Origin of the sequence: Kitasatospora sp. NPDC059812 (assembly GCF_042732075.1) — a bacterium.
Lineage (GTDB): Bacteria > Actinomycetota > Actinomycetes > Streptomycetales > Streptomycetaceae > Kitasatospora.
Map to the genome: position 1 here is coordinate 59,803 of NZ_JBHWIO010000019.1, position 21,502 is coordinate 81,304.

General features: G+C 72.0%; 19 protein-coding genes. 7 read left to right on the plus strand and 12 right to left on the minus strand.

The annotated features are described in order from the left end of the window. Positions 1–1,924: 1,924 nt before the first annotated feature. From ACFV6D_RS12895 to ACFV6D_RS12910, 4 genes are all read right to left on the minus strand, one after another. Complete coding sequence (locus tag ACFV6D_RS12895) at positions 1,925–2,935, minus strand: transposase (protein ID WP_380559593.1); 1,011 nt, start codon at positions 2,933–2,935, stop codon at positions 1,925–1,927. A 20-nt stretch (positions 2,936–2,955) separates the two neighbouring features. Then, positions 2,956–3,339 carry a transposase gene (locus ACFV6D_RS12900; protein ID WP_380381112.1) on the minus strand — a complete coding sequence of 128 codons (384 nt, stop codon included), beginning with the start codon at positions 3,337–3,339 and terminating at the stop codon, positions 2,956–2,958. Positions 3,340–4,840: 1,501 nt separating this feature from the next. Then, on the minus strand, positions 4,841–5,416 hold the full coding sequence (locus ACFV6D_RS12905; RefSeq protein WP_380559595.1) for a hypothetical protein: 576 nt from the start codon (positions 5,414–5,416) through the stop codon (positions 4,841–4,843). A gap of 114 nt (positions 5,417–5,530) precedes the next feature. Next, complete coding sequence (locus ACFV6D_RS12910) at positions 5,531–6,043, minus strand: MarR family winged helix-turn-helix transcriptional regulator (RefSeq protein ID WP_380559597.1); 513 nt, start codon at positions 6,041–6,043, stop codon at positions 5,531–5,533. Between the two features lie 168 nt (positions 6,044–6,211). Here ACFV6D_RS12910 and ACFV6D_RS12915 point away from each other — a divergent pair, with 168 nt between their 5' ends. Further along, positions 6,212–7,411, plus strand: a complete 1,200-nt coding sequence (locus tag ACFV6D_RS12915; RefSeq protein ID WP_380559599.1) for an FAD-dependent monooxygenase — start codon at positions 6,212–6,214, stop codon at positions 7,409–7,411. A gap of 137 nt (positions 7,412–7,548) precedes the next feature. Here the strand turns inward: ACFV6D_RS12915 and ACFV6D_RS12920 are convergent, their stop codons facing one another. Continuing rightward, entirely contained in the window at positions 7,549–8,112 is a 564-nt protein-coding gene (locus ACFV6D_RS12920) for a DoxX family protein (RefSeq protein ID WP_380559601.1), read from the minus strand. A gap of 372 nt (positions 8,113–8,484) precedes the next feature. Then, positions 8,485–9,066 (minus strand): TetR/AcrR family transcriptional regulator, encoded by a 582-nt coding sequence (locus tag ACFV6D_RS12925; RefSeq protein ID WP_380559603.1) that lies wholly within the window; start codon positions 9,064–9,066, stop codon positions 8,485–8,487. A gap of 84 nt (positions 9,067–9,150) precedes the next feature. On the opposite strand from ACFV6D_RS12925, the gene ACFV6D_RS12930 reads away from it, so the two are divergent. Beyond that, entirely contained in the window at positions 9,151–10,032 is an 882-nt protein-coding gene (locus ACFV6D_RS12930; protein WP_380559605.1) for an SDR family oxidoreductase, read from the plus strand. 103 nt (positions 10,033–10,135) lie between these two features. On the opposite strand, the gene ACFV6D_RS12935 is transcribed toward ACFV6D_RS12930, so the two are convergent. Next, entirely contained in the window at positions 10,136–10,996 is an 861-nt protein-coding gene (locus ACFV6D_RS12935; RefSeq protein ID WP_380559607.1) for a DUF4240 domain-containing protein, read from the minus strand. Between the two features lie 185 nt (positions 10,997–11,181). Then, complete coding sequence (locus tag ACFV6D_RS12940; protein WP_380559609.1) at positions 11,182–11,811, minus strand: isochorismatase family protein; 630 nt, start codon at positions 11,809–11,811, stop codon at positions 11,182–11,184. Between the two features lie 239 nt (positions 11,812–12,050). On the opposite strand from ACFV6D_RS12940, the gene ACFV6D_RS12945 reads away from it, so the two are divergent. After that, positions 12,051–12,506, plus strand: a complete 456-nt coding sequence (locus ACFV6D_RS12945; protein WP_380334156.1) for a MarR family winged helix-turn-helix transcriptional regulator — start codon at positions 12,051–12,053, stop codon at positions 12,504–12,506. A gap of 179 nt (positions 12,507–12,685) precedes the next feature. On the opposite strand, the gene ACFV6D_RS12950 is transcribed toward ACFV6D_RS12945, so the two are convergent. Further along, a complete protein-coding gene (locus ACFV6D_RS12950) occupies positions 12,686–13,363 on the minus strand; it encodes a GAP family protein (RefSeq protein WP_380559610.1) in 678 nt (225 codons plus the stop codon). A gap of 243 nt (positions 13,364–13,606) precedes the next feature. Here ACFV6D_RS12950 and ACFV6D_RS12955 point away from each other — a divergent pair, with 243 nt between their 5' ends. The 3 genes from ACFV6D_RS12955 (at position 13,607) to ACFV6D_RS12965 (ending at position 17,054) form a co-directional block, all read left to right on the plus strand. After that, positions 13,607–14,197 (plus strand): hypothetical protein, encoded by a 591-nt coding sequence (locus tag ACFV6D_RS12955; protein ID WP_244293777.1) that lies wholly within the window; start codon positions 13,607–13,609, stop codon positions 14,195–14,197. Between the two features lie 321 nt (positions 14,198–14,518). Next, on the plus strand, positions 14,519–15,874 hold the full coding sequence (locus ACFV6D_RS12960) for a Dyp-type peroxidase (protein WP_380559612.1): 1,356 nt from the start codon (positions 14,519–14,521) through the stop codon (positions 15,872–15,874). A 55-nt stretch (positions 15,875–15,929) separates the two neighbouring features. Next, on the plus strand, positions 15,930–17,054 hold the full coding sequence (locus ACFV6D_RS12965) for a catalase family protein (RefSeq protein ID WP_380559614.1): 1,125 nt from the start codon (positions 15,930–15,932) through the stop codon (positions 17,052–17,054). Positions 17,055–17,138: 84 nt separating this feature from the next. On the opposite strand, the gene ACFV6D_RS12970 is transcribed toward ACFV6D_RS12965, so the two are convergent. After that, on the minus strand, positions 17,139–18,044 hold the full coding sequence (locus tag ACFV6D_RS12970) for a hypothetical protein (RefSeq protein ID WP_380559616.1): 906 nt from the start codon (positions 18,042–18,044) through the stop codon (positions 17,139–17,141). Between the two features lie 267 nt (positions 18,045–18,311). On the opposite strand from ACFV6D_RS12970, the gene ACFV6D_RS12975 reads away from it, so the two are divergent. Further along, positions 18,312–19,238, plus strand: coding sequence for a DUF4232 domain-containing protein (locus ACFV6D_RS12975; protein WP_380559618.1), 927 nt, complete (start codon positions 18,312–18,314; stop codon positions 19,236–19,238). 106 nt (positions 19,239–19,344) lie between these two features. Here ACFV6D_RS12975 and ACFV6D_RS12980 read toward each other — a convergent pair whose 3' ends face one another. Continuing rightward, on the minus strand, positions 19,345–20,814 hold the full coding sequence (locus ACFV6D_RS12980; RefSeq protein WP_380559620.1) for a condensation domain-containing protein: 1,470 nt from the start codon (positions 20,812–20,814) through the stop codon (positions 19,345–19,347). Further along, positions 20,811–21,374: a phosphopantetheine-binding protein gene (locus ACFV6D_RS12985; RefSeq protein ID WP_380559622.1), complete on the minus strand. Its 564-nt coding sequence runs from the start codon at positions 21,372–21,374 to the stop codon at positions 20,811–20,813. The genes ACFV6D_RS12980 and ACFV6D_RS12985 overlap by 4 nt, the downstream gene beginning before the upstream one ends. Between the last annotated feature and the right edge of the window lie 128 nt (positions 21,375–21,502).

The window sequence follows — 21,502 nt, forward strand, 5'->3', positions numbered from 1 at the left end:
AAATTTTCACTTGGTTTGTGGTCGGCTGGGTCAGTTGTTTATATGAGACTGTTTGGCGGGGGGGGCTGGGGGGGGCGTGCCGCCGCGGACCGGACCGGTGGTGATCAACGGTCAACGGCGCGGCGGCGGCTGCGGCGGCCGGTTCGGTGGTGCCGCACTGGCGGGACGGGCTCGATGCCTGCGTGCTGGCGCCGGACTACCGGCGGATCATGGAGGCCCTGACCCGGGGGGGGGGAGCAGGTCGGGCGAGGCGGTGATGGACTGCCGGCAGCTCGCGGTGGCGCTCGGGCTGGAGGCCGTTTCGGATCAGGCGTCCGGTGTAGCCGCCGTCGCCCCACACCAGGGCGATGCGCGAGTGCCGCCTTGTGGCTGGGCCTTCGTCGGTTGGTGCCCGGCGAAGGCCCAGTCGCGGCTGTTTCCTACCAGGTGATCAGGACGTAGCCGGGGCCGCCTCGGTTGCCCGTCTGGCCGGCTTGGCCGCCGGTCCCGCTGCTACCGGGCTGTGAACTCGGGCTGGAGGCCCCCGTGGCACCGCCGCTCCCTCCCCTGCCTCCCGTGTCGCCGGCGCCGCCGCTTCCGCCGCTCCCTCCGGCACCGGTACCGGCGGGCGGGGTGACAGGGGCCGCCGGAGGCGCGGCCCCTGTGGCGGCCCCTGTCCCGCCGGCACCGCCCGAACCGCCACGCTCGCCCGAACCGGCGTTGCCCGACGAGCCCTGGCCGCCGGTGACACCGTCGAAACCCGCGGCACCGGACTGACCTGCACTTCCGGGATTTCCGGGCAGTCTGGTGCCTGTTCCGGTGCAGAACTCCTCCTGGTCGGCGGGGGCCGCCGCGCCACCCGCTCCCCCTGCGCTGGTGCCGCCGGAAGCGCCACCAGCGCCACCGGCGCCACCGCTCCGGTCGAGCTTGCCGTTCTCCCCGCCCCGCCCGGCACCGCCGCCGGGACCCGAGCCCCCGGCACCCCCGTTACCGCCGCCATCTGCGGTGACCAGGTCCCGGGGCCCCGCGACCTGGGTGAACGGCCTGTCGTTGCTGGCGCCGCCGCCCGCGCTGCCGCCCGCGCCGGCAGCACCGGCCTGTCCGCTCGTGAGGGTGCTGCCGGCCGCGCCGCCGCCACCGCCCGCCCCGCCGCCACCGCCGCCGATCCGGTTCGTGCTGGCTGCATTCACGAGGATGTCGTACCTCTCGCCCGCGGTGACGGTGAACGTGCACTCCGTGTAGGCACCGCTGCCGCCGCCACCACCACCGCTGCCGCCCGCGCCGCCTCCTCCGCCGCCGCCACCGACGGGGTTGGGAACCAAGGGCGGATAGCTTCCGCCGCCGCCACCTCCGCCCCCGCCGCCTCCCCCGCTGCCACCCGCCCCGTTGCCGCCGGGGCCCCAGGCGTGAATGGTCATCTCGGTCACCCCTGCCGGAACCACGAACCTGGCGATGCCCGGCGTGAAGCCCTGCTCACCGTGAGGTGCCGCGGCGGGAGCGACGGGCGCCGCCGTCATGGCCAGGCTGCACGGCAGCACGGCCAAGCCGGCCGCGGCAACAGCGACCCTGCGACTCAGAGGAGTCACACAACTGCGAAACGTATGCATACGTCCCATGTCTCACACTTCCACCTCCCCCGCCACTCCGACAGGACACCCAGGGCACATACGACCTCCCCGATGAGCCCGAGGAGCCCAAGCCCGGCGTGTTCGAGAACAGGGTGGAACTTCACCTGCCCGACAGATGGCGGCGACTATGAAATCCGGATGCCCGCCATCACTCCTGCGGCCGAGCCTTCACCGGTTGATACCCGGCGAAGGCCCAGCCGCGGGAGTTTCCGAGCACGTGCCCAGCAGGTGATCCAGGCTGCCTGCCGTCGCCCCAACCTGCCTGGGCCCAGTTCCGGAGTGTGAAGTTCACGGGCTGATCGGCGGCGCGGAAGATTTCAAGTCCAGTGAGACGGTCGGGATGTTAGGAGGTTTGTGGGGGCGGGTTCCCTGCGCTTGCTGGGGTCGTTGATCCATGCTGTCTGCGGGATCTCGGGCGGTCGGGGACGGCGGCCGAAGCGTTCGGGATGCCGGGCGTATGCCTCGGCAAGGGTGACGGCCCGCTGGTCGCGGACCTCCTCGGCGGTGCCAAAGTGGACGCTGGCGGGCGTGTGGAGGCCGATTCCCGAATGCCGGTGCTCGTGGTTGTAGTACGAGATGAAGGCGTCGAACCATTCCCGGGCGTGGGCCAGGGAGTCGAACCGCTGTGGGAAGTCGGCCATGTACTTGGTGGTCTTGAACTGGGCCTCGACCTTGGGACGCGAGTGGCTTCGGGTGACGCCGAGGTCGATCAGCAGTTGGGAGACCTTCTTGGAGGTCATCGAAGTGCCGCGGTCGGCGTGCACGGTCTCGGGAACGATGCCGTTGCGCTCGATTGCCTCGCGGATCAACTCTTCGGCCCGTTCGGCTGATTCGGCCAGTTCGACGGTGTGGCCGACGATGTAGCGGCTGAAGATGTCGATGATGACGTAGGCGTGGTACCAGATGCCCTTGCGGGGGCCGGCCGCTTTGGTGATGTCCCAGGTGAACACCTGGGAGGGGCCGTCGGCGACCAGTTCGGGCACCGTCTTGGCCGGGTGGGTGGCCTGGCGGCGGCGCTCACCCGACTGCCCCCGCTCGCGCAGGATCCGGTACATCGTGGAGACCGAGCAGTGGTAGCGCCCGGTGTCCAGCTCGCGGGCCCAGATCTGCGCGGGAGGCAGTTCGGCGTACTCGGCGCTGTTCATCAACGCCAGGACCGCATCTCGCTCTTCGGCCGTCAGGGCCGACGGCTGGACCTGCGGGGACCTGGGCCCGCGCGGGGGAGGCGGCTTCAGCCTGCGGTAGTGGGTGGCCCGGGAGCGGCCGGTCAACCGGCACGCGGCCGTGATGCCCAGCTCGTGTTCGACGGCGGTGAACGCCTCGTCCACGACGGGGTCGGCGGCGTGCCTCAGTCCGCGCTCTCGGAGATCATTTCCAAGAGCGCCGACGCTTTTCCCAGAACCTCCAACGCGGCCTTGTTCCGGGCGAGCTCCTTCTCCAGCCGTTCCACCTGCCGGCGCAGTTTCTCGTTCTCGACCTCGGCGGCGGACTTCTTCGGACGGGCCGGGCTCGTGCGCCGGTCGACCAGGTTCTCCAGGGCCCCGGCGTCGCGCGCGGCCCGCCACTCGGTGACGTGCGAGTGGTACAGGCGCTCGCGGCGCAGGACCGCGCCCTTCTCGCCCTCGGGCGCGGCGTCGTACTCGGCGACGATCCGCAGCTTGTACTCGGGACTGAACGTGCGGCGTTTCGGCCGGGGAGCCGGGTCGGCTGCGGACGGATTGGTGCTGGTCATCAGGGGTGGAACTCCTACTCGGGCCCTCTCAGGCTAACCCGACAAAGCGGGATGTCTCACCCAAGGCTGACAGAGAGGGGCCGGCAGACGGGTCACCTGAGGCATCGAGTGCTGGGGCCCCGTCCCAGCGGTATTGCCTGAGACCACATCCCCGGAGACGGCGACGCACACGGTCCAGGCCGACCCGCACCGCATGACGGGGCCCTCGGCTACCCACCAGTAACCGGGTCCGCCGTCGCCGCCACTGGCGGCTGGGGACAGGCCCGCCGTGCCGTTGATGCCGGCCTGGCTTCCGGGACTGGGGGCCGGCCCTCTGCCATGGCCGCCCCTGCCGCCCGCGCCGCCCGTACCGCCGGGAGCCCCGGTGCCGCCCTGGCCGACGCCCGCAGGCAGAGTGATCGGCAGGGAAGCGGGAGGCCGCGCCGCTGCGCCACCCAACCCACCGGAGCCCCCGGCACCGCCCTGACTCGCCGAGCCGCCGCCCACCGAACCCGCGATCCCGGTGCCGCCCGCCCGCGCCGCACAGCTGGATGTCCCGGCCTGACCGGAACTGCCCCCGTTGCCACTCACCAGGACGGCCCCGGTCCCGGTGCAGCGGTTGGCCCCGCCGCCGCCACCCCACCGGCCACACCGCCGGGGCCGCCGCCCGCCACCACATAGACGGTCAGCGACGTGACCCCCGCCGGGACATAGAAGGCGAAGTCTCCCGGTCGGGTGTACTCCTTCTGCCCGGAGGGCTGCGCTACGCGCGGGAGCGTCCCTCCGGCGGCGACCGCCGAGGCCGGAAACACACCGGCCATCATCACCAGGCCACCCACCAACGCCAGTGCACCTACCGCCGCCCACCACACCGCCACCGTCGCCGGGGCATCCGCAGTACCCCGGTGTCCTCTTCATGACGAGTCCGTGCGCGGCCGGCGGCCTGTACTCGGCTCATCTCCGCGAGCAGCCCGCCTGCCCGCATCACCACCGGTCGGGCAGCCACTACTCAAGTGGTCCCCTGCGGACGGACCGCATCCTGTGACGGCAGGCATCGCAGACCGCGGCCGCCGCCTCCAGGCCGACCGGACTTCAGCCGACACCGAGCAGACCCCGCCCGGCCCGCGGTCCGTACCCGAAGCGGGACCGCGTTCGAGGGTGACAGGCTGCTACCAGGTGGGCAGGACGTAGCCCGGTCCGCCGTTGTGGCCGCTGGTGGCGGGGGCCCCTCCGGCGGTGCCGCTCTGACCGGCCTGGCTTCCGGGACTGGGGTCGGGGCCGCGAGACCGAACACGACCGCTACGTCCGCGCCCTGGAGGCAGTCGTCGAAGCGCGCCTCGCCAGCATCGAACCACCGCACGCCTCCGCCTCCCGCGTCCTGACGCTCGGATGGATTCGTCACCCGCGAGCCGCGCGGGAGGCCCTGCCCTCATGTCACGGTGACCGCCGAAGAATCACCCGACCGGGCAGGCACATTCGAACCCGCGCCCACCCTGATCGATGCTTCTCAGCGGATGCCAGGTCAGGGACAGGTGACGTTGAAGGTGGCCTCGTGGGTGGCGGCCACGTTGCCGCCCCAGTTGCCGAGGATGTCCTTCATCTGGACGCCGTAGTAGGACCACAGCTTCCAGGTGCCGTTCTGGCAGGGGTAGGTGCTGCCGTTGCTCGCGGCACTGTTCTTGCCAGAGGCGCCAGGGAAGAGCGCGTCCTTGGTCTTGGTGCCGTCCGGGAAGGTGATCTCGTAGGAGCTGGGCTCCCAGATGCGGCAGCCGTTCGGCGGGTCCGCCCAGCCGATGATCTTCCACCAGCCGCACTCGGTCCACAGCGTCGGGTAGATCCCCCCGTCCCCGCTGTCGTAGAGGCACAGCCAGCTCTTCATCCGGCGGTCCTCGTTGCCGTTGTAGTCGACCCATTCACCGCAGTGCGGCTCGGCGACTGTACGCGTGGACGGGGCGGCCTGGCGTGGCGCGGGGGCGGCGGGGGCGGCGGCGGCAGTTGTGGCGGTGAGGGCGAACGCGCCGAGGGCGGCGAGGGCGGCAGCACCCGCACGCAGCCGTCGGGCGGGCCGAGGACGGGGCCGAGGAAGCGAAGTGATCATGGAGGCATGATGTCGCCGTCCGGGCCCTCCGATGCCGGTGGCCGCGGAGGTTTCACCCGAACGAGGTGGGGTGGGACGGGTTTTCAAGGTGCCGCCTTGACCGTTCAGGTGCCGTCATCCGCCGCCGCCGTCGTCGAGGAGGGCCAGGCGGGCGATGACGTCGTCGGCCAGCTTCGCGAGCAGGCGGCCCAGGTCCCCGCGGTCCTGGTCCGGCCAGTGCGCTATCGCGTCCGTGAACCAGCCGATCATGGACGTCGCGTAGGCGTTCGCCGCCCTCGTCCCTTCAGCGGTCGCCTCGATGAGGCTGGCACGCCGGTCGTGCGGGTCGCCGACGCGATGGACGAGGCCGCGCCGCTCCAGCGCCTGGACCTGTCGCGTGACGTGCGGGCCGACCACCTGCATCCGTTCGGCGATCTCCCCGATGCGCAGCGGCCGGTCCGCCATGTGCAGGGTCATGAGCGCGCTCAGCGCGGGGCGCTCCAGGGCGAGTCCCGCCGCCTCGGCCGCCCGTTCGGCCAGGCGGCCGCGGGTCATGGCGTTGCTCAGCTGGGCCAGCCGGGGCAGGGCCGCCCAGACGGCTGCCGCCTGCTCGTCCGCGCCGGGGTCGTCCGGCGAGTCCGCGGTCATCGGACCACCACCTCCACTTGAATACCTAACTTAGGTATCTATATCCTGGGGCTGCACCCGCTCTCCGCGGGTGCACTGTGCCGTCCATAAAGATACCTAAGGTACGCATCTTCGGTGTGGCCGCCAGGAGGCGACCGCCGGGCTGCGCCGCCAGGAGGAGAGCACACCGTGAACAACCACTCCGCGAACCGCAAGGTCCTCATCTCGGGCGCGAGCATCGCCGGCCCCGCCCTCGCCTACTGGCTCGACCGCTACGGCTTCGACGTCACCGTCGTCGAGCGAGCGTCAGGCGTACGGGGCGGCGGGTACGCCATCGACATCCGCGGCGCCGCCCGCGAGGTCGTCGACCGCATGGGGCTGCTCCCGCAGCTGCGCGCAGCCCACGTGGACACGCGCAAGCTCTCGTTCGTGGACGCGGACGGGGCGCTCATCGGCTCCGTCGCCCCCGAGGCCGTCACCGGAGGCGCCGCAGGTCTGGACCTGGAAGTACGGCGCGGCGACCTGGCGAGCGCCCTCTACGCTCCGCTCCGCGACCGGGTCGAGTTCCTCTTCGGCGACTCCATCGCCACCCTGGACGACCGGGCGGACGGTGTCGACGTCACCTTCGACAGTGGCGCCCACCGCACCTTCGACCTGGTGATCGGTACGGACGGGCTGCACTCCAACACCCGCGGGCTGGTCTTCGGCCCCGAGGACGCGTTCCACCGCTACCTCGGCCACGTCTTCGCCGGTTTCACCCTCGCGAACGACCTGGGCCTCGCCCACGAAGGGATCATCTGGAACACGCCAGGCCGCGCGGCCGTCCTCTACGCCCACGAACCCGCCGACCGCATACACGGGTTCCTCCTCCTCAAGCGGGAGGACGCCCCCGTCGACGCCTTCCGGGACCCGCAGGCGCAGCGCGAACTCGTCGCCGCCGCCTTCCCCGAGCGCAGCTGGCACCTCCCACGCCTGGTGGACGCGCTGTGCGAGGCCGACGACCTGTTCTTCGACGTCGTCAGCCAGATCCACATGCCCACCTGGTCCCGTGGCCGCGTCGCCCTCGCCGGTGACGCGGCCCACGCGACCTCGTTCCTGTCCGGCCAGGGCTCCAGCGTCTCGCTCGTCGGCGCCTACCTCCTGGCCGGAGAACTGGCCGGCCACACCGACCACGCGGCCGCCTTCGCGGCCTACGAGCGCAAGGCGCGCCCCTTCGTGGAGCGGAACCAGGCGCTGGCCGGCTCCGGCGGCACCACCCTCATCCCCGGCACCCAGGACATGCTCGACACCCGCAACGCAGCCCTGCGCAACCCCACCACCTCGGCGGGCGCCGGGGGACGCGCCGCCCACAGCGACGTGATCCTGCCGGACTACGACCACGCCGGATGACGGCGCGCCCGCGTGCCGGGCTCGGCGAGTCGGACGGTTCCGCGCTGCCCAGCGGCCACACCTGCTGAGGGATGCGACGGGTTGCTGGTCCTGGCTTCGCGCACGTAGTGGTGGTCCAACGCGGTGCTGACGCGGCGCTAGAGAGTCACCCCTTGCAGGGACAGCACGATGCCCGCGCCGATGCCGCCCATCCCCAGAGCGACAGCCGCACTCCACCACCCGCCCTGGCCCCACCGGAACGGGCGGTCCAGTGCCAGGCGTCCGGGGCCGATGGCGGAGACCGCGATCGCGATCAGCGCCAGGCACAGCGGGTACTCCATGCCGCCCTTGTCGGCCCACAGGCCTCTGCCCGAGGTGACGGACATCGCGTTGATCATCACCCCGATCACGGCGGCGGCGGCCAGCGGGGTGAACAGCCCGAGGGCGAGGCCCAGGCCGCCGCACAGCTCGGAGGCTCCTCCCAGCGTGGCGAAGAGGACGCCGGGCCGGTAGCCCAGGGCCTCGAAGCCCTTACTGGTGGCATGCAGACCGGCGCCACCGAACACGCCGAAGAGTTTCTGGGCACCGTGGCCGGCCAGCAGCAGGCCGGCCAGCCGGAGCACCAGCAGGCCGACGTCGGCGGCGGACACCGGCGGCGGATGCGTGGAGGTCGGAGCGGCACTGCGGACGGAGGTCCGCAGCCGCTCGGCGGTCAGTTTCATGGCGAAGGTCTCCTCCCGCGCGCCGCAACCGCCGCGAGCAGGAACGCCTCTCCCGAGACGAGGCGTCGACGCGCAGATCAGATCGGCCGGGCGCGACTCGCGCCGCCGTCGACCAAGTCCAGGAACAGCCGGACCGACACCGCCTCACCGGAGGCATCCGCGTGTCTCACCGATAACCCTCCGAGAAGGGAAGCCGTGATCCAGCACTCTCCGTATCCACTCTACGCGGCAGCAACCGGCGGCAGGACTCCTCGTAGCGGCCGATACGGAGCTCAGCGGAGATCGGCGGAGCTCAGCGGAGATCGGCGGAGCTCAGCGGAGCTCAGCGGAGCTCAGCGGAGCTCAGCGGAGCTCAGCGGAGCTCAGCGGAGCTCAGTGGAGCACAGCGACTGCCGCACGGAGTTCGTCGAACGCGGCGCGCGTGTGGGGCGCCAGCCCGCCGGGGTCCTCGTCGTGGCTGGGGTCGGTCCACCGGGCGTAGCCGAGCCTGAACGCGAGGACGCCGAGTTCGGCGGCCACCTGCGCCGCGGGTTCTGCGACGTTCCGTCGCTTCAGCGCGTCGACCATCGCCGTGGCCATGCCGATGCACTTCAGCACGTTGCGCGCCTGCAACTCCGCGTTCGCCTCGATCGCCGCGTGCAGCAGCGGGCTGAGCTCGCGGTTGAACGACGTCATCTCGCCCGATGCGCGTTCGAGTCCGGCCGCGACGGCCGTCATCGGCGTCGCGTCCGCGGGGGCGCCGTCGATGCCCTCGGCCAGCAGGCGGCTGAGCGCCGTCTGTCCCATGGTGAGGATCTCGCGCTTGTCGGTGAAGTGGCGGAAGAAGGTGCTCCGCGTGAGCCCTGCCCGCTCGGTGATCTGAGCGACGGTCGTTTCGTCGTAGCCCTGCTCGGCGAACAGGCCTAGCGCAGCCACGACCAGGCGCTGTCGGGCATCGGGTTTCCATCGCGGCATGTTGCCAGTCTAGATGACGGGACAAGTGTCGCATCGCGTCGTACAGTGATGGGACAACAGTCGCATCACTCCTCGGAGCTCACCATGCGCGTCTTCATCACCGGCGGCACAGGCCTGATCGGCTCTGCCGTCGTCACCGAACTGCTCGCCGCAGGCCACCTGGTCACCGCCCTCGCCCGATCCGACGCCTCCGCGGCCGGCGCGAAAACCGCCGGCGCCGACGTGCTCCGCGGCGGGCTCGCCGACCTCGACGTGCTGCGGACCGGCGCGGAACAGGCGGACGGCGTCATCCACCTCGCCTTCAGCAACGACTTCAGCTCGCCCGACGCACTCGCACGAGGGATCGCCGAGGAGAGCGCCGCACTCGCGGCCCTCGGCGACACCCTCGTCGGCACGAACAGGCCTCTCGTCACCGCGTCCGGCACGCCCCTCGTGGCGGGACGCGCCTCGACCGAGGAGGACCCGCTGCCGCTGGACGGCCCCGTCAGCGGACGCAGCCTGTCGGTGAACCGCACACTCGCACTCGCCTCACGCGGCGTGCGCAGCTCGGCGGTACGGCTGCCGCGCACGGTCCACAACCGGGGCCAGGGCGGGTTCGCCGGGCTGCTCACCGGCATCGCCCGCGGCACCGGCGTCGTCGGCTACCCCGGAGACGGCGCGCAGCGCTGGCCCGCCGTCCACGCGCTCGACGCCGCCGTCCTGTTCCGGCTCGCCTTGGAGAAGGCCCCGGCCGGAAGCGCGTGGCACGCCGTCGCCGACGAAGGCGACGCGGTACGCGACATCGCCTCGGTCATCGGACGGCGGCTCGGCCTTCCGGTCGAGCCGGTGCCGCAGGAGAGTTTCGGCCCCCTCGGCCCGGTCTTCGCCGCCGACCAGCCCGCCTCCAGCGCTCACACCCGCGCCGCCCTCGGCTGGAAGCCGACGCACCCGGGCCTGCTCGCGGACCTGGAGAACATCGAAGCCTGAGCCGCCTGCCGGACGGACCGGCGACCGCCAGGGAACCCGGCCCCGCTCGCCCGCCGAACGGGGCCGGGGCCTGCGGCGAGCGGTGCTCTGCGACAGGCGGCGCTCAGCCGCGCAGCTCGGGCCAGCCGTCCGCGTTCGAGCAGGACTCGTAGTCGTAGCGGGTGAGGCGGTCCCACTCCGTCCCGGTCACGAGCTCGAACGCCTCCTCGTGCACGTAGAGCAGCGGTTCACACTGTCGCGCGGTGTACGGAGCGAACCGTTCGGGATCGTGGAACATGCTCTCGTACACGTCGCGGCCCGCAGCCACGACCGCAGCTCGCGCGTACAGGAAGTGGTCGCTCGACTGAGGGAACGGCGAGCCGTCGGGCAACACCGCCCCGGTGATCGGCAGCGTCCCGAACTGCTCCTGGTCCAGGCGGTGCAGCGCCTCGGCGAGACGCTCACCGAAGCCGATGATCTGGCCCAGCGGTTCGCGTGCGAGAACCTCGGTGAGGCGGGCGCAGGCGGTTTCGAGGCGCTCGCACGTCTCGGTACCGGCCTCGCCCCCGAGGACCTCGATCAACTGCCAGAACCGCTCCCAGGTCATCACCGGCAGGTCGAGGCCGTGGTCGACGTCGACGTCACTTCCCGCGGATGGTCCGGCACTGCCCGCCTCACGTCCGCCCTGCCTGTCCACGTCCTCGAACGGCCCGTCCGCGTCCTCGAACGGCTCGTCGCTCCACCGGAACCAAGCCCTGTCGTCCTGGATGTGCAGCAGGAACTCGGCGACCGGGCCCGAGGGCGAGAGCATCGACACGGTGCGCGTGATCTCGTCGTACGCGTCGTCGAAGGCCTCCCAGTCCTCCGCCTCGGACAGCGCGAGCGAACGGGCGAAGAGCGGCTGGACGGCGGGGAACGCCGTTCCCGGCACGAAGCGCCCGTGGAGCCAGGGGAAGTCCGTCTCCTCGACCACGATCTCGCCCACCAGCTCTTCCCTGCGCACCAGACGCCAGACCCCGCCCTCAAAACCCATCGCACACAGCCCTTGCCACCCGTTGCCGTCCTCTTCTGCCCGGCAGCATGCCAGCTGGCACTGACAAGCGACGGAGCGAGGCACATCCCCCCGTGGTGTGGGTCGGCGATGGCCGGGTGAGGTGGGTGTGCCGGCCGTTACGCGGGGCGGGCGGCCGCCGAGATCTGGCCGACCAGGACGGCGAAGGGCATGTCGAGGGCGGCGTAGAGGTCGCCGGCCTCGGGGGCGGCGTTGTCGGCCAGGGCCTCGACCATGAGGGTGGCGTAGTCGGAGACGGTGACGCCCGCCTGCTGCATGCGCAGCAGTCCCGCTTCGCGCTTGGCTTGGCTGAAGGTGCCGGAGGCGTCCACGGCGACGTACGCGTGGTGCCCGGCGGCCGTCGCGGCGATCGCGGGCAGCGCCGCGCACACTTCCAGTGACACTCCGGCGAAGATCAGCTTCTGCCGCCCGGTGGCTTCGATGGCTTCGCGGACCCGGGCGTCGTGCCAGGCGTTGACCGTGCTGCGGTCGATGATCCGCTGTCCGGCCGGCAGGGCCTGGACCAGTTCCGGGGTGGTCGGCCCCCACATGCTGTCGGCCGCGGTGGTGGTGACGACCAGGGGGATGCCGAGCACGGTCGCCGCGCGTGCCAGCGCCACCACGTTGTGCTTCAGCTCGCCGAGCGGGATGTCCCGGACACCGGACAGCAGGCCCACCTGGTGGTCGACCAGGACCACGGCGGCGTTCTCCCGGGTGACCGGCTCCAGGAACTTGCTGTGCTCGTTCATCGTGCGCTCCTTCGGGTTGAACCACGGCTCCGTTGGCGGCCAGTAGTCACTAATCTTGATAGTCAAGATTAGTGACTACTTCGACGCTATACCCCTGTCCCCCGGGGCGCAAGCACTGGTCAGGGCGGGGCGCCGGAGCGCCTGGGGTGCCGCCCGAGCCCACCGGGCGGGCGACTAAAGTTGCTGGTCACAGGGCGGAACGCGGGGCGGGCCCAAAGACGGCGGAAGCGGGAGAGGCGTTGAGCGGACACCAGGCGGCGGAACCGGACCTCGGCGTGCTCGCCGCCCGGGTGCTCTTCTCCGTCCAGCGCGAGCTGTTCACCGTGCTCGCCGAACAGGGCTTCGACGACATCCAGCCCCGCGCCGGCGCCGTACTCGCCTACCTGCGTACCGACGGCATCCGGGCCAGCGAACTCGCCCGCGCCTCCGGACAGCACAAGCAGGTCATCGGGACCCTCGTCGACGACCTCGAACGCCTGGGTTACGTCGAACGCAGACCCGACCCCGCGGACCGCCGCGCCAAACTGATCCACCCCACCGAACGAGGCCTGCTCCAGATGGAGGCGGCCGCCGCCATCATGCGCTCGATCGAGGAGCGCCACGCGAAGGCCCTGGGCGCGCGGGAGTACGCCGCCTTCAAGACCGCCCTCCACCACGTGGCCGATCTCCAGCGCGAGACCCGGCGCGAAGACTAGGGGCTCTCTTTCGGATCACGTCGGATCAGCGCGCGGCGTCGGAGTGCGTGCATCGCAAGGCGGAGGAGGGAGTCCATGCGGAGTATCGGCGACCGACGACAACGCGGCGAGGTGCGTGCGCGCCCGGCGTGATCCGAAAGAGAGCCCCTAGGGCGTGCCCTGTCGATCAGAGCGGCCTGTCAGGAGGTGAGGACGGAGATCCCGTCTCCGAACAGTTTCAGCCCGAGCACGAAGAACAGGGCCGCCATCACGGCGACGTTGTGCTGAGCTGCCCAGTCCTTCCAGTTACCGAGCGTGGTCTGGGCTCGCTCTCCCCCGAGCACGAAGACTCCCAGTGGGGCCAACAGGCCGAGGGTGGCGATCACGACGAAGGTCGCCAGTGAGGCGATCTGCTGCCCCACCGGCAGTCCGGCCGAGCCGATCGCGGCGCCCGCGGCGAGGGTCAGCGGGGCGTTCTTGGCGTTGAGCGCGGACAGGGCCAGTCCGAGTGCGAGGACCTTGACCGGCGTGAGGCGGTCGATCGCGCTCATCCACTTCGGCAGCTGGGCCTGCGACGGATCCTTCGGGCGCCGGTGCCATTGCCGGACGCCGAAGAGGACGAGGAGCAGGCCCAGGACGAGCTTGAGGACTCCCACCCAGGTGGCCGGGTGATGGTGGGCAGAGGCGCCTGCGGGGGAAGCGATCGCCAGCATCACCGCGCCCAGCGCCGAGAGTCCCAGGATCCAGCCGACGGTGAAGAGGACTCCGTTGAGGCGTCCCCGAGGCGTGGCGAGGATGAGGATGATGGCGATGATCGGGAGTGGGCTGATCGCGACGCCGGCGGCAAGACCCAGGATGTCACCGAGAACTTTGCCCATGATTGCCTCCAGAGGGGAGTCAGAGCGCGTGACGACGACGAACCCGGCAGGCCCATGTTCCATGATCCCGCGCTCCGACGAAGCTGTCCTCATGAGCTTCTCGGAGCTCTGAGCGCCTTGGCCTGCTCGTCGCCCAGTGGTGCCCCCACCGTGCTCGGGTCAGGATGAAGAGGTGAGGGCGATGGCGCCTCATGTTCGGGCGGTTGGCGTCCCTCGCACCGACCACGGCAGGAGGACGTCACGATGACCGCGATGACAGGCGCTACCCAATCGGCTCACCCCGAGCGCCCGGGCAGGTCGGATGGGGTCTGCAGTGAGTTCACCGTCTTCACCAAGATCAAGCCGGGCCATGCGGATGCGCTGCGTGAGGATCTCGCGACGCTCGCCGACGCGGCGCATGACGAGAGCGCCCATGCGGCGGTGCGCCAGATCGGCACCCTGCATGACGCACGGCACGTGATCTTCGACGACGACACCCGGTTCATGTTCGCCAGCGTTTTCGACGGCTCCTGGGACACCTACATCGACGACTTCGCCAAGACGGTGGTCGGGTCCCGTTTCGACAAGGTCTTCTCGCACAGCGAAGGGTTCCCCGGCGTCGCCGATCCGGGGGTGAAGGACTGGTTCGTCGCCCACCAGGAGCCGGCGGGGGTCTTCGTCAGCGCCTATCCCGACCTCACCGTCCAGCAGATCTACAAGGACCACCGCGTGGACGACGCGTTCCAGGAGGTGCTGGACACCCCCCAGTTCCGGGCGGCGCTGGACAACCCGGCCAACGCGGAGTTGGTGGCCACGCCGGCCTTCCAGAAGCTGCTGGAGGAAGCCTCGGCCTAGGGGCTCTCTTTCGGATCACGTCGGATCAGCGCGCGGCGTCGGAGTGCGTGCATCGCAAGGCGGAGGAGGGAGTCCATGCGGAGTATCGGCGACCGACGACAACGCCGCGAGGTGCGTGCTCCGGCATCGCGCGCCCGGCGTGATCCGAAAGAGAGCCCCTAGCACCCGGGCACGGCCGACCGTCGGAGCCCACCCACCGTCGGTGGACCAGGTCGGCCGGTGCGAGCCGGCCGTTGCCGGGCTGTCCAGGCGGAGACAGATGCGCAGGGACATATGCAGAGAGACAGATGTGGAGACGGATGTGGAGAGGCACAAGCGACCATGAACACAGCGGACAGCGGCAGCGCGGCGGGCGGCGTGCGCGTCGAGATCGACGACGTCCAGAGCGGGGCCCTGCGTCCACGGCCCGTGCCCTACGAGGGACGGTTCGTCTTCCTGCGCGTGGATGACCGCCACGTCGGGCGCGCCCTGCTGCGCCGGCTGCTCCCGTTGGCCTCGGGCGGTCTGCCCAGCGTGGACCCGAGCCGGGATGCCTGGGTGACCGTGGCGTTCACCCACCAGGGGCTGAGGGCCCTGGGGGTGCCCCAGGAGTCGCTGGACAGCTTTCCGCAGGCGTTCCGTGAGGGCATGGCCGCTCGGGCGGAGCTGATCGGCGACGTGGGCGAGAGTGCACCGGCCCGCTGGGAGGCCCCGTTCGGAACCGGTGAGGTCCACATCGCGTTGAGCGCCCTCTCCTCCGATGCGGCGCAGCTGGAGAGGGAGTTGGGGCGGGCCCGTGTCGCCTACGAGGGCACGCCCGGTGTCCAGGTGATCTGGCAGCAGGAGGTCCACCAGCTCCCGACCGGGCGTACCACCTTCGGCTTCCGTGACGGCATCAGCCATCCGAACATCGAGGGCGTCGGGCTGCCCGGCTCCAACCCGCAGGAAGCCCCGATCAAGGCCGGCGAGTTCATCCTCGGCTACCCCGACGAGACCGGCGGCCTGCCGCCCGTGCCCAGCCCCGACGTGCTGGGACGCAACGGGACCTACGTGGCCGTTCGCAAGATCCACACCAACGTGGCGGCCTGGCGCCGGTACCTGCGGGCGAACAGCTCCAGCGCCGAGGAGGAGGCACTGCTGGCGGCGAAGATGGTCGGGCGCTGGCCGAGCGGGGCGCCGTTGACGCTGGCGCCGGAGCACGATGATCCGGAGCTGGCGGCCGATCCGCGCCGCGTCAACGACTTCCTGTACCGGGAGAACGACGATCGCGGCTTCCGGTGCCCGGCCGGTGCGCACATCCGGCGCACCAACCCCCGTGATGCCACCATCATCGGCGACGCACGGATGCACCGGCTCATCCGTCGCGGCACCACCTACGGCCCGCCGCTGCCCGAGGGCGTGCTGGAGGACGACGGCGCGGAGCGGGGCCTGGTCGGCGTGTTCATGGGGGCCCATCTGGAACGGCAGTTCGAGTTCATTAAGGCCGAATGGGTCAACGACGGCAACTTCATCGGCTACCCCGGCGAGAAGGACCCGGTGGCCGGACACCACGGCGGAACCGGCAGCGTCACCATCCCGGAGAAGCCGGTCCGGCGCCGCCTGAGGAACCTGCCCAGCTTCGTGGTCACCCGCGGCGGCGAGTACTGCTTCCTGCCGGGTCTGCGTGCCCTGCGCTGGCTCGCCGAGCTGGAGGACTGAGGGCGATTCCCACCCCCTGAGGTCCGATCGCGCTCTCCGAGGAGAGGTCGGAGTCATGACAGCACAGTTCGTCCGCTACACGCCCGACGTCGAAGACGACGACCCGCACTTCGACCGCAACGTGCAGACGGTGATCGAGAAGACCGAGAGCTACATCGCCGAGTCGGTCGAGGCCGGTGGCACCGGACGGGCCCTGCGCGACGCCCACGCCAAGGGCTACGGGCTGGTCCGAGGGGAAGTGGAGATCCTGGCCGGGCTGCCCCCCGAGTACGCCCAGGGAATCTACGCGACTGCGGGAACCCACGATGCGCTGATCCGCTTCTCCAACGGCTCGCCCCACGCGGGAGCCGACGCGCGGCTGGGTGCCGCCACCGGACTGGCGCTGAAGATGTTCGACGTCCCCGGCCCGACCCTGCTGGAGGACGAACCGGACACGGGCACGTTCGACTACGCCAACATCAACGGACCGGTCTTCTTCTGCAACACGGTCGAGCACTACCTGTTCATCCAGGAACTGTTCCTGAACGCGCCGGCGTACTTCTCCCAGGGCCGACCCGGCGCACATCGGTTCTTCACCGAGTTCGTGACCGGGAAAGGAACGCTGGACCAGGAGGACTGGGCCTGGGACGAGTTCCTGGCCTTCCTGCGCCTGTCGAAGACGCCTCCGGCGAACCTGCTGCTGTCCAGCTACTGGACGATGGGCGCGGTCCGACACGGGGACTACATCGCCAAGGTGCGCATCACCCCCGAGCCGTCCTTCGCCGCGGCGGTGGTGCGGCGCACCATCGACCCGGCCTCGGGGGCGGAGTTCTTCCGACCGGCCCTGCAAGCCGAGTTGCAGGAGCGGCCCTACGCCTTCGACATCCAGGTCCAGCTCTGCACCGACCTGGAGCGCATGCCGGTGGAGGACACCACCGTGGAGTGGCCCGAGCAGCTCTCGCCGTCCGTCACCGTGGCGAAGCTGCGGCTGCCGCAGCAGGACATCTCCGGCCCCGAGAACCTGGAGAAGATGGACTCGCTGTCCTTCACGCCCTGGCGGGTCACCGCCGAGCACGCGCCCCTGGGCAACATCATGCGGGCCCGCAAGGAGGTCTACCGGCAGTCCTCCATCGCGCGCCACAAGCTCAACCGGCAGCCGCGCACGGAACCCCGAAGCGCCGACGACGTACTCGGCGCCTGACCCGGCCCACCACCGCGACGGTGCGTCGACCGGGGCGGTCGGCCCTGACAGCCCGCTGCCGCCGGCGTGCCAGGGCCCGGCCGGTCACTTCAGGGTGACGATCTTGCGCATGCCCAGGCCGGCGTTCGGGACGCCCGTCCGCTCGTCGGGAATCATGCAGAGCAGGACGTACCGTCCGGGCTGCAGGCCGTGGGCCTGCACGGAGGCGGTGCGGTCGCCGGACATGGCGCCGAGGCCGGTGGCCGGCCCGGTGAACGGGGACCGGGCCGGCAGGCCGCCCAGCGCGACGTCCCTCAGGTACTCCCCGATCTGCTCGTCGGTGGTGTCGGCACCGATCGGCCGCAGCTGCATCTCATGGATCTGCTTCGACTCGTCGTGCACCAGGTAGGCCAGGTGCGCGTGGTCGACGTCCTCGGTCTGGAAACGCGGGCCCTCGGCCGTGTCCTTCTCGATCACGATGCCGTCGTCGAAGCGGACCTGGTTGTCGTTCTGGCCGTTCGTACCGACCAGGTTCAGCCGCTTGGAGACCGGGTGGGCCGGGTCCGCCCGGAACGCGGTGAGGTCCAGCAGGTAGACCGGCCCGGGGCTGACCTCCTCGGTGAACTGCTCGTGCACCTGCGAGGTGACCAGCGCCCCGCCCAGCAGGTCCGCCTCGCCGTTCACCGCCCGGATCCCGGCGCCCGCGGTGGCCGGCGACGGGCTGACCGCGTCGGCGAGGTCCCGGAGGACCTGGTCGATGGTCACTCCCTCGTGCGGACGCAGCAGCTGCAGCTGCCGGCCGTTCGGGTCGTCCGTCTTGACCCGGAAGCTGACCAGGCCGCCCTTCGCGGTGTCCGGTGCCTGCAGGCCGGAGGCTCCGATGCTCACCTCGACGGGGTGCTCCTCCGGCGAGGCGGCGCCGGCCGTACCACTCGCACCGACGCTCGTCGCCAGGGCGAGGGCCGAGACGGTCACCGTCCGTACCATGCGCGCGAACACGTGCTCCACCATGAAGAATCCTTTCTGCGGGTGGCATCCGGCGCGGAACATCCCCCACCGCGCGCGGCAGACCACGCCCCGCACCGGAAGGCGACCGGTTCGGACCATCGGGCAGCGGGGCCCGGTCACCGATGGCGACGGTGCCGGCGGGCGCGAAGGGACGCCCGGAGGCCTGGCCGGCCTCGGTTCGGCGGGCGCCGGGCGGATCGTTGCGGTCCTGTTGCGCGGGCAGTGGCGCAGCTCATAGGCGTTGCGGGTGGTTCGTGATCGCATCGGCTGATGCATCAGTTCGAGAACGCCGGGAATCACCTGACGGCCCGCCGGCCCGCTGCCGCTGTCGTGGTGGTCGCGGTCTGCGCGGCCCTGCTCGTGGGCTGCGCAGACGGGGCGACTGGGGTTTCGGCGGCCACCGGCGGTGCCGGGCCGTGCGGGGCGCCGGTGCCGTCGGCGTCCCGCAATGGGCAGGCGTCGCCCGAGCTCGCGCAGGGCGGGGTGCGGATCACGGCCGCCGGTGCGGCCTGCGCGGAGTACGAGGTCACCAATCCGGAGGACGAGACCTCTGATGTCACAGCGGTGTTCAGCCGCCTCTCGGCGGCCGGAGGTGCGCTGGACAACGTGACGCAGGTCGTCACCTCGCTCGCTCCGGGGGCCACCGCGAAGGGGCGGATCGAGCTGGACGGGCACGGGCAGGCGCGGCCGGGCGCCGGACCGCTGGTGAAGATCGTCCAGGTCCGCAGTGTGCCCAGCGCCGAGGCCTCGCAGCCGGGCGGCCCCTGCCCGGCCTCAGGCCTGCGGCTGTACGCGGGCGACGGCGACGCCGCGATGGGCCTGCGCGTGGTCGGCCTGCACCTGCGCAACTGCGGGACGTCCGCGGTGTCCGTCAACGGCTACCCGAAGCTGCAACTGCTCGACGTGGAGCACCGGCCGGTCGACGGGGTGCGTTTCCTGTCCGGCGGCGCCGGGATCGCCGGCGGCACCGGCGCGGACGACCCGCCGCAGGAGATCGTGCTGCGCCCGGGAGAGGGCGCCCGGTCCACGCTGGTGTGGCGCAACACCGTGGAGGCCGGCAACCCGGTGAACGCCCCTTACGTGCGGGTCCGGGCCACCCCTGACGCGGCCCCGGTGATGGTCGTCCCGGAGATCGACCTGGGTACCACGGGGCGGCTCGGCGTCGGCGCCTGGACCAGGGAGGACAGCCGGCCGTGAGCGGGGCGCCGGCGGTCCTCCCCCAGCGTGCTCTCGTGCTGGGAGAATTTTCCACGGAAAATTCTGGTCCCCGACCGCCCCGCCCGGGGGCGGTCCGTCAGGTCCGTCAGCCTGGCCGGTCCGTCAGGTGCCGGGCCAGGTCGTTCACCAGGGCGTCGAGCCAGGAGCGCACGGTATCCGGGTCGAACAGGTCGGCGTCGTACTCGGCCAGGCCCGCGTAGCCGTCCGCGTCCGGGGTGAGGACCAGCAGGAGGTCGGAGCGGGCCGAGGGGCCCGGCACGTCCTCGACCTCGGCGGTCAGGCCGGGGAGGTCGAGGACGGCGGGCGGGGTGCTCTGCACGGTGAGCAGGACCTGCGGGTACGCGTCCGGCAGCCGGACGCCGCGTTCGCGCAGCGGTTCGACCAGCAGGCCGAAGGGGACGGTGGCGTGGTCGAGGGCGGTGGCGATCGCCGTCGCGGCCGTGTCGACCGATTCCCCGAACCCGCCCGGGGAGCGGGTGGGCAGCCGGATCGGGAGGCCGAAGGTGAGCAGGCCGACGACCCGTTCGTCGGCCGGCCGGGTGCGGTTGGCGTGGGAGAGCACCACCAGGGTCTCGGACGCCCCGCTCAGCTCGCCCAGCAGCCGCGCGAAGGCGGCGAGCAGGACGGCCGAGGCGGTGGTGGAGCGGGCGGCGGCGTAGCGGCCCACCGCCTCGGCCAGTGCCGCGGGGAGGCGGAAGGCGGCCGTGGCACCCCGCCCGGAGCGCTGTGCGGGGCGGGGCCGGGCGGTGGGCAGCTCCGCCGCCGACGCAACGCCGTCCAGGGTCTTGGCCCAGTGGTCGGCGGCCGCGGCGACGGCGGCGCGGGTGACCACGGTCCGCTCCCAGCAGGCGTGGTCGGTCATCCGGCCCGGGTCCTCCGGCAGCCTCCCGTCCGGGCCGTACAGCGTGCCCAGGTCGGCCAGCAGGGTGGCCAACGACCAGCCGTCGACCGCGATGTGATGGAGCGTCAGCAGCAGCACCCACGCGTCGTCGGCGGGCCGCAGCAGCCGGGCGCGCAGCAGCGGGGCCGTGGCCAGGTCGAAGGGGCGGTCGCTCTCGGCCCGGGCGGCCTCGGCGAGCGCCGCGTCCCGCGCCCCGGGCGTGAGCGCGCGCAGGTCGGCGACCGGGAGCTGCACCGGGGCGTTCGGCAGCACCTGTTGGAGCAGGCCCAGGTCGGTGTCCCGGTAGCTGGTGCGCAGGCTCTCGTGGCGCCCGGTCAGCGCCGTCAGCGCGGCGGCCAGCCGTTCGGGCTCCAGCGGCCCGCGCAGGGCGATCCGCTGGGTGATGTTCCACACCGCCGGGTCCGCCGCCCGGGCGTGCGCCAGGTGCATTCGGCGCTGCGCCACCCCGGCGGGTGCGGCGGCGAGGGCCGAGCCGGAGCCGGTCAGGGTGGCCAGCAGCCGTTCCCGGTGGGCCCGGACGAGCCCGGTGGCCTCCTCGTCCAGCGCGCCGGGCGGGGCCAGGTAGCCGAGCCGGTCGCCGGTGGTGCGCAGGACGATCTCGCGCTCGTCGAGCAGCCGGACGAGCCGGTGCCAGCCATCGTCGATAGCGGTCACAGCGTGCCCTCCTCGTAGGCCGGGGCCTGGCGGTCCTCGGTCTGCGGCTGCTGGGCGGCCATCGCGCGGATGGTCGGGCGGCGGAAGAAGTCCAGGACGCCGGTCCGGATCCCGGTGGCCTCGCGGACCCGGTTCAGCAGCCGGGTGGCGGCCAGCGAGTGCCCGCCGAGGTCGAAGAAGGAGGTCTCCACGCCTGCGGGGCGGCCGAGTTCCTCCTCCCACAGCCGTTGCACGGTGCGTTCCAGTTCGGTGGCCGGGGCGACGGCGGCCCGGCCCGCGCCCAGCGGCAGCGGCTCCGGCAGAGCAGCCACGTCGAGCTTGCCGTGCGCGGTGAAGGGCAGCGCCGCCACTGCGGCCCAGAGCCCCGGCACCATGTGCTCGGGGAGCAGGTCGGCCAGGTGGTCGCGGACCCTGGGCAGTTCGGCGGCGGCGCACTGCACGTACCCGGCCAGCATGGTGCCCGTCCCGGTGCGGCGGGCCGTCACGGCCGCGCCGCGCACGCCCGGGACGGAGCGCAGCACGGTCTCGACCTCGCCCGGCTCGATCCGGTAGCCGCGCACCTTGACCTGGCGGTCGGCGCGGCCGAGGTACTCCAGGGTGGGGGGGGGGCGCCCCCCGGCGCGGGGGCCGGGGGGGGGGGGGGGGGCGGGGGGGGGGGGGGGGTTGGGGGGGGGGGGGGCGGGGTGCG